Below are 11063 nucleotides of genomic sequence, written 5' to 3'. Positions count from 1 at the left end.
GGGGTCAGCGGTTCCCGACCGCCTGACGGATCAGGGTGCGGCCGAAGTCCCACATCAGGCCGCTCCCCTTGTGGGCGTCGTCCATCACGTCGGTGAACGCGTCCACGAAGCGGTCGACCTCGCGCTCGCCGATGATCAGCGGCGGGATCAGCTTGATGACCTCCAGGTGGTCCCCGGAGACCTGGGTGAGGATGCGGTGGCGTTGCAGCAGCGGCACCACGACCATCTGCGCGAACAGCCCCTTGCGCGCCGCCTGGAGCATCGTCCATCCGCTGCGCAGCTTCAGCGACCTGGGGCGCCCGAACTCGATACCGATCATCAGGCCCCGGCCGCGCACCTCGTGCAGCATCTCGTAGCGGTCGGTCAGGGCGGCGAGACGGGTGCGCAGCAGATCGCCGGTGACCCGGGCGTTCTCCACGATCCGCTCGTCCTCCATGACGCTGAGCGTGGCCAGGCCCGCCGCCATCGCCTGCGCGTTGGACCCGAAGCTGGCCGAGTGGACCAGCACCCGGTCCATCGAGGAGTAGACCTTCTTGAAGATCCACTCCTTGCCGAGCGTCGCGGACACCGGCACGTAGCCGCCGGACAGCGCCTTGGAGACGGTCACCAGGTCGGGTTCGACGCCGGTCTCGTGCTGGTACGCGAAGAACTCACCGGTGCGGCCGAGGCCGGTCTGCACCTCGTCGCAGATCAGCAGGGCCTTGTGCCGGTGCAGCAGTTCCTGCGCGGCGGCCAGGTAGCCGGGCGGGGCGATGTGCACACCATGGCCCTGGATGGGCTCGACGATCAGCGCGGCCACGTCGCCCTTGCGCAACTCCCGCTCCAGCGCGGCCAGATCGCCCATCGGGATCGCGGTGTCGGGCAGCAGGGGCGCGAAGCCGTCCTGGAAGCCGGGTTCGCCGTTGACCGACAGCGACCCGGTGGTCAGTCCGTGGAAGGAGTGCGTGCAGTACAGCACCCGGGGGCGCTCGGTGGCGTAGCGGGCGAACTTCAGCGCGGTCTCGACCGCTTCGGTGCCGCTGTTGCCGAAGAACACCCGGTCCAGGTGCGGGGTGTGGGACAGCAGCTTCTCGGCGAGCAGTCCCGGCAGCGGTGGGCAGTCGAACCGGGTGAGGTCCGCGAGCCCCGCGTCCAGGACGTCGTGCAGCGCCTTGCGGACCACCGGGTGATGGCGCCCCAGTCCCATCACACCGAAACCGGCGAGCATGTCGAGGTAGTCGTCGCCGTCCGCGTCCCAGAAGTACGCGCCCTCGGCCCGCTCGTAGACCTTGTCGAAGCCGATGGTGTGCAGCATGCGCGGCAGTTGGTGGTTGAGGTGCCTGGCGTGCAGTTCGTAGCGCTCGGCGCCACGTTCCGCCAGCAGCTTCGCGAGGTCGAATCCCTTCGCCTCGGGCCCGGCTTCATCGGCCATCGGCTTCCTCCTTCTCTATGACGGTGGTGGTGGCCGGGCCGGAGGTCACGGTCGCCGGGGGGACGTGCGCGCGGGCCACGGCGGAGGCCGCGGTCACACGGGCCAGGGTGGCACCGACGCGGCTCGCGATCTCGGCGGGGGTGAGCCCGAGGTCGGCCAGCACCTCGCTGCGTTTGGCGTGCGCCAGGAACTGCGCGGGGATGCCGAAGTCCCTCACCGGTACGTCCACTTCGGCGTCGCGCAGAGCCTGCGAGACCGCCGAGCCGACGCCGCCGGTGCGGCCGTTGTCCTCCACCACGGCGACCAGCCGGTGGCGCGCGGCGAGCCCCGGCAGCGCCTCGTCCACCGGCTTGACCCAGCGCGGGTCGACGACGGTGACGCCGATGCCGCGGTCGCGCAGCAGGGCGGCTGCGGACAGGCAGGTGGACGCCAGCGTGCCCACCGAGACCAGCAGCACGTCCTCGCGCTCGCCGCGGTGCAGCACGTCCATGCCGCCGACGCGGTCGATCGCGGGCATCGGCTCGCCCACGGTCTCCTTGGGGAAGCGCAGGACGGTCGGCGCGTCGTCCACCACGACAGCCTCGTGCAGTTGGGCGCACAACTGGTCGGCGTCGCGCGGCGCGGCGATCCGCAGGCCGGGGACGACCTGGAGGATCGACATGTCCCACATGCCGTTGTGGCTGGCACCGTCGCTGCCGGTCACCCCGGCGCGGTCCAGCACGAACGTCACACCGCAGCGGTGCAGCGCCACGTCCATCAGCACCTGGTCGAAGGCGCGGTTGAGGAAGGTGGCGTAGACGGCGACGACGGGGTGCAGGCCGCCGGTGGCCAGCCCCGCGGCGGAGACGGCGGCGTGCTGCTCGGCGATGCCGACGTCGTAGACCCGGTCGGGGAACTCCTTGGCGAACCTCCCGAGGCCGACCGGCTGGAGCATGGCCGCCGTGACGGCCACCACGTCCTCGCGCTCGCGGCCGAGTTCGACCATGGCCTCACCGAACACCGACGTCCACGAGCGCCCCGCCGACGGGGTGAGCGGGGCACAGGTCAGCGGGTCCATGGCGCCCACCGAGTGGAAGCGGTCGGCCTCGTCCTGCTCGGCGGCGGCGTATCCGCGGCCCTTCTCGGTCAGGCAGTGTATGAGGACGGGGCCGTGGAACCGTTTGGCGCGGCGCAGCGCCGACTCCACGGCCGCGATGTCGTGGCCGTCGATGGGCCCGACGTACTTCAGGCCCAGGTCCTCGAACATGCCCTGCGGGGCGAAGGCGTCCTTGAACCCCTTCTTGGCGCCGTGCAGGGACTCGTACAGCGGGCGGCCGACGACCGGGGTGTGCTGGAGCACCTGCTTGCCCCAGGACAGCACGCGTTCGTACTCGTTGGTGGTGCGCAGCGTGGCCAGGTGGTTGGCGAGGCCGCCGATGGTGGGGGCGTAGGAGCGCTCGTTGTCGTTGACCACGATGATCAGCGGGCGGTCGCGGGCGGCGGCGATGTTGTTGAGCGCCTCCCACGCCATGCCGCCGGTCAGCGCGCCGTCGCCGATGACCGCGACGACGTGGTGGTGGTTGCCGAGCACCTCGTTGGCCTTGGCCAGGCCGTCGGCCCAGCCCAGCACGGTGGAGGCGTGGCTGTTCTCGATGACGTCGTGCTCGGACTCGGCCCGCGAGGGATAACCGGACAGGCCGCCCTTGGCCCGCAGTTTGGAGAAGTCCTGACGGCCGGTCAGGAGCTTGTGCACGTAGGACTGGTGACCGGTGTCGAAGAGCACCTTGTCCTTGGGGGACTCGAAGACGCGGTGCAGTGCGATGGTCAGCTCGACCACGCCGAGGTTCGGGCCGAGATGGCCTCCGGTCCTCGCGACCGCGTCGATGAGGAACGTCCGGATCTCACCTGCGAGTTCGTCCAGTCGTCCGGCGTCGAGCGCCTTGAGGTCCTGCGGGCCTCGGATGCTCTCCAACAACGACATGGTGGGGCCTCCTTTCGCTGGTTCTCCCCAACCGGGCGTGCGGCCGCGTCCGGGCCGCCGCGCGGGCGGGCGGCCCGGACGGCGGCTCAGGCGACGGTGACCGTCGGGCCGGCTCCGTCCGCCTCCTGCGGGTCCACCTCCATCCGTTCGGCGATCTTGAGGGCTTCCTCGATCAGGGTCTCCACGATCTTCGACTCCGGCACGGTCTTGATGACCTCGCCCTTCACGAAGATCTGCCCCTTCCCGTTCCCCGACGCCACACCCAGATCCGCCTCACGCGCCTCACCGGGACCGTTCACCACACACCCCATCACCGCCACCCGCAACGGCACCGTCATCCCCTCCAGACCCGCCGTCACCTCATCCGCCAACCTGTACACATCCACCTGCGCACGACCACACGACGGACACGACACGATCTCCAGCCGCCGCTCCCGCAACCCCAACGACTCAAGAATCTGGATCCCCACCTTCACCTCCTCCACAGGAGGCGCCGACAACGACACCCGAATCGTGTCCCCGATCCCCTCCGACAACAACGCACCGAACGCCACCGCCGACTTCACCGTCCCCTGAAAAGCCGGCCCCGCCTCCGTCACCCCCAAATGCAACGGATAATCACACCTGCTCGCCAGCAGACGATACGCATTCACCATCACCACCGGATCGTTGTGCTTCACCGAGATCTTGATATCCGTGAAACCGTGCTCCTCGAACAACGAGCACTCCCACAACGCCGACTCCACCAACGCCTCCGGAGTCGCCCGCCCGTACTTCTCCAACAACCGCTTGTCCAACGACCCCGCGTTCACCCCGATCCGAATCGGCGTCCCCGCATCCGACGCCGCCTTCGCGATCTCCCGCACCTTGTCATCGAACTGCCGGATGTTCCCCGGATTCACCCGCACCGCAGCACACCCCGCGTCAATCGCCGCGAACACGTACTTCGGCTGGAAATGAATATCCGCGATCACCGGAATCTGCGACTTCCGCGCAATCACCGGCAACGCGTCCGCGTCATCCTGCGAAGGACACGCCACCCGCACGATCTGACACCCCGACGCCGTCAACTCGGCGATCTGCTGCAACGTCGCACCCACATCCGCCGTCACCGTCGTCGTCATCGACTGCACCGACACCGGAGCATCCCCACCCACCGCCACCGACCCCACCTGGATCTTCCGGCTCTTACGACGCTCAGCGAGCTTCAACGGAACGGACGGCATGCCGAGGGCGACGGGTTGGCTGGTGGTGGTGGTCATGGTGATCAGCCTCGATTCCCGGCCACGGTCTCCCGGGCCGCGCGCAGCGACTCCTTGAGCGAGCCCATGGTGGCCAGCACGGCGGTGGGCTCGTAGCCGCAGTGCGCCATGCAGTTGGCGCACCGCGGGTCCTTGCCGCGCCCGTACTTGTCCCAGTCGGTCTCGTCCACGAGTTGCCGATAGGTGGGGACGTAACCGTCGCTCATCAGATAGCAGGGCCGCTGCCAGCCGAAGAGCGAGTAGTTGGGGATGGCCCAGGCGGTGCAGGGGAAGTCCGCCTTGCCCTCCAGGAAGTCCAGGAAGAGCGGGCTGTGGTTCAGGCGCCACCGCTTGCGGTTGCCGTCGCCGAAGGCCTTCCTGAACAGCTCGCGGGTCTGCTCGACGCCGAGGAAGTGCTCCTGGTCGGGCGCCTTCTCGTAGGCGTAGGCGGGCGAGATCATCATCTCGTCGACCTGGAGGTCGTCGTTGAGGAAGTTCAGCACCTCGATGATGGTCTGCGGGGTGTCGGTGTTGAAGAAGGTCGAGTTGGTGGTGACCCGGAAGCCGCGTGCCTTGGCCTCCTTGATCGCCGCGACCGCCTCGTCGAAGACCCCTTCCTTGGCGACCGACTCGTCGTGCCGCTCCCGCAGCCCGTCAATGTGGACGGCGAAGGCGAAGTAGCGGGAAGGGGTGAACTTGTCCAGCTTCTTACGGAGCAACATCGCGTTGGTGCACAGGAAGACGTACTTCTTGCGGGCGACCAGCTGCCGCACGATCTCGTCGATCTGCGGGTGCATCAGCGGCTCGCCGCCGGCGATGGAGACCATCGGCGCGCCGGACTCCACCACGGCGCCCACCGCCTGTGCCACGGGCATGCGCTGCTTGAGCACTCCGGCGGGGTGCTGGATCTTGCCGCAGCCCTCGCACTTGAGGTTGCACGCAAAGAGCGGTTCAAGTTCCACGATCAACGGGAACCTCTCGCGCCTGCGGAGCATTTTCTGTTCAAAGAGGTACGTCCCGACCCGGACGGACTGTCGGAGCGGCATGGCCATCTGGCTCACCTCCAGGGGAGAGCGTGGTTACGGTGCCAATCGAGGAAGGCGGGGAAAACTGACCTCAGCACGCGGAACGCGGTGATCCCGGTGCGGAGCGTCGCGACACGCAGGAGTTCGTACTCAGGGGTGTCCACCACGACACGGACGGCGGCCACCGGACGCGGCGCGTCGGCGAGCGCGGCGCGCCGGACGGCGGCGGACTCCATGTCGACGGCGAGCGCCCCACGGGTCCGCAGCCGCAGCCGTTCCGCGCCGCGTACGACGTGATCGGACTCGGCGATGCGCCCGGTGTGGACGCGGGCACGGCCGTGGGCGTGCCGGGCTAGGGCGTCGGCGAGCGGCGCGGCGGACTCGGACCGCTCGTCGACGACGACGTCACCGGGCAGCAGGCCGGGCGCCACCCCGGCGCAGAACCCGGTGGCGAGCACGGCGGCGCCGCGCAGCGCGGGGTCACCGCGCAGCGCGTCGGCGACGGCGCGCTCGGCGGCGCGCGGCCCCATGCCGGTCCGCAGCAGCGTCACCGACGCCGCCGGGGAGCCGGCCGCGCCGCCGCGCAGGGCCGTCTTCTCGACGGCCAGTGCGCAGACGACGAGCAGGGGTTCGCGCGGTGGCGCGGACGGCGGGACGGGATCGGCGCGGGGACGGGAGGAGGAGCGTGAGGGACGGGGCATCAGGCGGCCTCCTCCAGCGGGTCGGCCAGGAGCGCGGGTTCGCCGTGCAGGTAGCGGCCGAGCGCGGTGACGGGGAAGACCATCCGGTACAGGTGGTAGTTGATGGAGAAGTCCCAGGGGAAGCCGGTGCCGGTGAAGTACGGCTCGTCCCAGGACCCGTCCTCGTTCTGCGTGTCGGCGAGCCAGCGGATGCCGCGTTCGACCGCCTTGCCGTCCCGCTCCCCGGCCGACAGCAGCGCCATCAGCGCCCAGGCGGTCTGCGACGCGGTCGAGTTGCCGCGTCCGGCCCATTCCTGGTCGGGGTAGGAGCGCAGGTCCTCGCCCCAGCCGCCGTCCGCGTTCTGCACGCTCTCCAGCCAGGCCACGGCGCGGCGGATCGCCGGGTGTGCGGTGGGCAGGCCGACCGCGACCAGCGCGGGCACCACCGAGCCGGTGCCGTAGACGTAGTTGACGCCCCAGCGGCCGAACCACGAGCCGTCCCGCTCCTGTTCTGCCAGCAGCCAGTCGACGCCGCGCCGGGTGCGGGGGTCGTCGCGCAGGCCGACCGCGGCGAGCATCTCCACGACGTGCGCGGTGACGTCGGCCGACGGCGGGTCGATGACCTCGCCGAAGTCGCAGAACGGCAGGCGGTTGGGGAAGCGGCTGGTGTTGTCGACGTCGAAGGCGCCCCACGCGCCGTTCTTCGACTGCATGCCGAGGTTCCAGCGCACTCCGCGGTCGATGGCGGAGGCCAGCCGGTCGCGGTCGGGGTGGTCGACGCGCTTGAGGGCGAGGACGACCTCGGCGGTGTCGTCGATGTCCGGGTAGTTGTCGTTGTCGAACTCGAACGCCCAGCCGCCCGGCGTCAGTTCGGGCCTGCGCACCGACCAGTCGCCGCGCTTGCCGATCTGCTCCTTGAGCATCCAGTCCGCGGCCTTGACCAGGGCCGGGTGGTCGGCGGGCAGGCCCGCGTCGGCGAGCGCGATGGTGGCCAGGCAGGTGTCCCAGACCGGGGACTGGCAGGCCTCGACCATGCGGCTGCCGTCCTCGTGCCAGACGGCGAACCGGTCGAGGGATTCCAGGCCCGCCCGCATCACCGGGTGGTCCAGGTCGTAGCCGAGCAGCCGCAGGGCGATGATGGAGTAGACGGCCGGTGGCTGGATGCCGCCCCAGCAGCCGTCGTTCTCCTGCCGTTCGATGATCCAGCGGGCGGCGACGCCCAGCGCGGTGCGGCGCAGCGGCCTGATGCTGACCTTGCGGTAGGCGTGCAGTGCCTTGTCGAGGCGCTGGAAGACGCCCTCCCAGCTGTGCAGCGGGGCGGCGGGCCGCGGCGGGTTGGGCACCGAGGGATCGGTGTGCAGTTCGTCGATGGGGAACGGCGAGGGCTGCACGGGCCGGTGCGCGCCGACCACGGTGAGCGGCACGATGGTCTGCCGGGCCCACTGGCCGAAGGAGTAGAGGTTCAGCGGGAACCACTTCGGCAGGTAGATGATCTCCGGCGGCAGTTCCGGCAGGTCCTCCCACTTCCACCAGCCGAACAGGGCCAGCCAGATGCGGGTGAACACCCGGGTGGCGGCGACCCCGCCGTGGGCGCGCACCCAGGCGGCGGCGGCGGCCATGTGGTCGTCGGTCGGCTGGTCCCCGGCGAGGCGCAACGCCACGTAGGCCTCGACGGTGGTGGAGATCTCGCCGGGGCCTCCGTGGAAGGTGGCCCAGGTGCCGTCCTCGCGCTGCTGGGAGCGGATCCAGCGGGCGGCGGCGTCCAGGACGCGGGGGTCCTGGATACCGAGGAACTGACGGAGCAGCAGGTCCTCGGCGTCCATGGTGACGTTGGTCTCCAGGATGCCCTTCCACCAGCCGTCCGGATGCTGGGCGGCGAGCAGGTGGGCGGTGGCGCGCTCCGCGGTGCGGGCCGCGACCCGCTCCACGGGGTCGAGCGGTCCGGTGGCCGCCGTGGTGGCGGCCGGGCCGGACCGTTCGCTGGCCGAGGTGGCACGAGGTGGAAGTGGTCCCGCGCTTCCGTCGGTCGTCGCTGTCATGGCTTCCCCTTCTGCAGTGTGGCACTGCGCCGGTGGGGCGTCCGTCGGCCGGCGTCGCACGCGACGCGGTCGGCGACTGCGCTCAGGCAGTTGCAGTTGTCATCTTTCTCGTACCACAACGAAGTCGGCCAACGCGAAGAGGTTTCGCCTGGTCTCCTCCGGCATCGCCACTCCGTCAAGTGCGGCGAGGGCGGTGGCGTGTTGGCGACGGGCCTCGCGCGAGGTCCATTCCCGGCCACCGGCCTGTTCGATCAACGCGGCGCGGTCGGCGAATTCTTCCTCGCTGAAGTCCCCGATCTCGGGGTTCTTGGCGTCCGCCGCCAGGAGTTCACCCAGACGCTCCGCCGCCTCACCCTCGGCGGCGAGCGCGGCCACCACGGGCAGGGACTTCTTGCGCTGACGCAGGTCGCTCCAGGTCTGCTTGCCGGTGACGGCGGGCTCGCCCCAGATGCCGAGCAGGTCGTCGACGGCCTGGAAGGCGAGGCCGAGGTGGTAGCCGTAGCTCTCCAGCGCGTCGGCGGTGGCCTCGTCGGCGCCGCCGAGCACCGCGCCGATCGAGCAGGCGCAGGCCAGCAGGGCACCGGTCTTGTTGCCCTCCATCTCCAGGCACTCCTCGACGGTGACCCGCTCGCGGTGCTCGAAGGAGATGTCCTGGGCCTGACCGTCGATCAGCTTGCGGGTGGCCACCGTCAGCCGCCGGGTGGCCCGGCCCGCCTCCACGGTGCCCTGCTCCAGCAGGATCTCGTTGGCCAGCGCGAACAGCGCGTCGCCGACCAGGATGGCCTGCGCCGGGCCGTGCACCTTCCACACCGTGTCGCGGTGCCTGCGCTGCTCGTCGCCGTCCATCAGGTCGTCGTGGAGCAACGAGAAGTTGTGCACGAGTTCCACCGCGACCGCGCCGGGCACGCCCGCCTCGGGAGCGGCGCCCGCGGCCTCGGCGGACATCAGCGCGAGCGCCGGGCGGACCGCCTTGCCGCTGTCGCCGCGGGTGGGGTTGCCCGCCGCGTCGATCCACCCGAAGTGGTAGGCGGCGACGGTGTCCATGGGGGGCGCGAGCCGGTCCACCGCCGCGCGCAGGACGGGGGTGGACAGGGTCCGCCCGCGCTCCAGCAGCGCGGTGACGCCTTGCTGCGCCTGTGGCGCTGCCAGCTGCTCGTGGGCCGGTGTCACGGGTTCTCCTTCGCTTGCGGATGTCTGGCTCATACGGCTTCCAGCGCGCCGTCGGGGGCCGGTCGGCCGAGTTCCGTCAGGGCGTCCCGGGCGGCCCGCAGTCCGCTGCGCACGGCGCCCTCCATCGTCGCGGGCCACCCGGTGGCGGTCCACGCGCCCGCCAGGTACAGGCCCGGGGCGCGGGTGCGGGCGGCCGGGCGCAGCCTGCCGACGCCCGGCGCGGGGGCGAAGGTGGCGGTGCGTTCCCGGGTGACGAAGAAGTCCCGTACGGTCGCGGCGCGGGCGGCCGGCAGCAGCCGCTCCAGCTCCGGCAGGTAGCGGGCTCTCAGCTCGGCGACCGGCAGGTCGATCTCGTCGTGGGCGGCCGACTGCGACAGCGCCACGTACTGCCCCTCGGCCAGCCCCGAGGCGCCGGTGCGGTCGAAGACCCACTGCACGGGGCTGTCGAGCGCCGCGAGGAACGGCTCGCGCAGCACCGTGCGGTCGTAGACGACGTGGACGTTGAGGATCGGCGCGGTGCCGATGCGCAGCAGCGCTCCGGGATCGGCCAGCGCGCCGTCCGGCAGCAGGCCGTGCGCCTCGCGCTGCGGCACCGCGAGCACCACGGTGCCGGCGGCCACTTCCTCGGCGCGACCGGGGCCGGCGGCCACGTCCACCAGCCAGCCCCCGTCCGGTGCGGCCCGCAGTCCGCCGGCCCGGCCGCGCAGCACGGTGGTGACCCCGGCCGCGTCCAGGGCGGCGCGGGCGCGGGTGTCGTGCAGGTCGCCGAGCGGGGCGCGGGCCCAGCCGATGTCGGCGGCCCCGGGGTCGGACAGCAGCCCGGTCTTGAAGACCATGGCGGCCAGGCCCAGTGACGCCTGGTCGGCGGTGGCGTTGAGGGTGGCGACGCCGACCAGGTCCCACAGCGCCTCGACGGTGCGCCGCGACTGGCCGCGGGCGCGCAGCCAGCTCGCGAAGTCGACCGCGTCGAGCGCGGGGTCGTCCAGGTCGAGTCCGCGCAGCGCGAGGGCGGCGCGGCCCACCGTGGCCCGCTCGGCGAGCGACAGGTGCGGATAGGTGGCGAGCGAGGCGGCCAGGTGCAGCGGGACGGGCAGGGCGGTGCGCCGCAGGTGCCCCATCCGCTGCCGTCCCGCGTCCAGTACGGGCACGTGCAGCCGGTCCTGGAGGGTGACCAGGTCGCTCGCCGCGATCCGGTCGAGGAACCAGCGGTAGGCGGTGCAGCAGCGCAGGAAGACGTGCTGGCCGTTGTCGACGGTCAACTCGCCTGCCGGGGTGTCGCGTTGGAAGGAGAAGGCGAGACCGCCGAGGCGCGGCCTGCCTTCCACCAGCGTGACCCGTACTCCCGCGTCGGCCAGGGTGAGCGCGGCCGTGGTGCCCGCCAGGCCGCCGCCCACGACGACCGCGGTGGCGGCGCCGGGCTGGTCGCGGTGGCCGCCTCGCGGCATCGATGTCCGGCTCATGCGCTTGCTCCCTCCGCGGCGTCCCCGGGTGCCGTCGGCAGGAGGGACGCGATGATCGTCCGCGGGGTTGAGCGGCG

Annotated in this window: 8 protein-coding genes; all 8 read right to left on the bottom strand. The window is 71.4% G+C overall.

Translation table 11 applies throughout. The annotated features are described in order from the left end of the window. Positions 1-4: 4 nt before the first annotated feature. Positions 5-1411 (bottom strand): aspartate aminotransferase family protein, encoded by a 1407-nt coding sequence (locus CK485_RS22340; protein ID WP_109453653.1) that lies wholly within the window; start codon positions 1409-1411, stop codon positions 5-7. Then, on the bottom strand, positions 1401-3371 hold the full coding sequence (dxs, locus tag CK485_RS22335; protein WP_109453652.1) for a 1-deoxy-D-xylulose-5-phosphate synthase: 1971 nt from the start codon (positions 3369-3371) through the stop codon (positions 1401-1403). The genes CK485_RS22340 and dxs overlap by 11 nt, the downstream gene beginning before the upstream one ends. Before the next feature lie 86 nt (positions 3372-3457). Then, the gene (gene ispG / locus CK485_RS22330; protein ID WP_109453651.1) at positions 3458-4633 is read right to left on the bottom strand and encodes a flavodoxin-dependent (E)-4-hydroxy-3-methylbut-2-enyl-diphosphate synthase; all 1176 of its coding nucleotides are present in this window, start codon (positions 4631-4633) and stop codon (positions 3458-3460) included. Between the two features lie 5 nt (positions 4634-4638). Continuing rightward, a complete protein-coding gene (gene hpnH, locus CK485_RS22325) occupies positions 4639-5664 on the bottom strand; it encodes an adenosyl-hopene transferase HpnH (protein ID WP_109453650.1) in 1026 nt (341 codons plus the stop codon). 5 nt (positions 5665-5669) lie between these two features. Continuing rightward, complete coding sequence (locus CK485_RS22320; RefSeq protein ID WP_109453649.1) at positions 5670-6338, bottom strand: 1-hydroxy-2-methyl-2-butenyl 4-diphosphate reductase; 669 nt, start codon at positions 6336-6338, stop codon at positions 5670-5672. After that, positions 6338-8356 (bottom strand): squalene--hopene cyclase, encoded by a 2019-nt coding sequence (shc, locus tag CK485_RS22315; protein WP_109453648.1) that lies wholly within the window; start codon positions 8354-8356, stop codon positions 6338-6340. Before shc ends, CK485_RS22320 begins: the two co-directional genes overlap by 1 nt. Before the next feature lie 99 nt (positions 8357-8455). Next, a complete protein-coding gene (locus CK485_RS22310) occupies positions 8456-9559 on the bottom strand; it encodes a polyprenyl synthetase family protein (protein ID WP_109453647.1) in 1104 nt (367 codons plus the stop codon). Continuing rightward, positions 9556-10986, bottom strand: coding sequence for a hydroxysqualene dehydroxylase HpnE (gene hpnE, locus CK485_RS22305; protein ID WP_109453646.1), 1431 nt, complete (start codon positions 10984-10986; stop codon positions 9556-9558). The genes CK485_RS22310 and hpnE overlap by 4 nt, the downstream gene beginning before the upstream one ends. Positions 10987-11063: the final 77 nt, after the last annotated feature.

Source organism: Streptomyces sp. ICBB 8177 (assembly GCF_003144095.1).
Lineage (GTDB): Bacteria > Actinomycetota > Actinomycetes > Streptomycetales > Streptomycetaceae > Streptantibioticus_D.
Note: the sequence above shows the minus strand (reverse complement) of the source record. Positions and strands in the feature narration are given on the sequence as shown.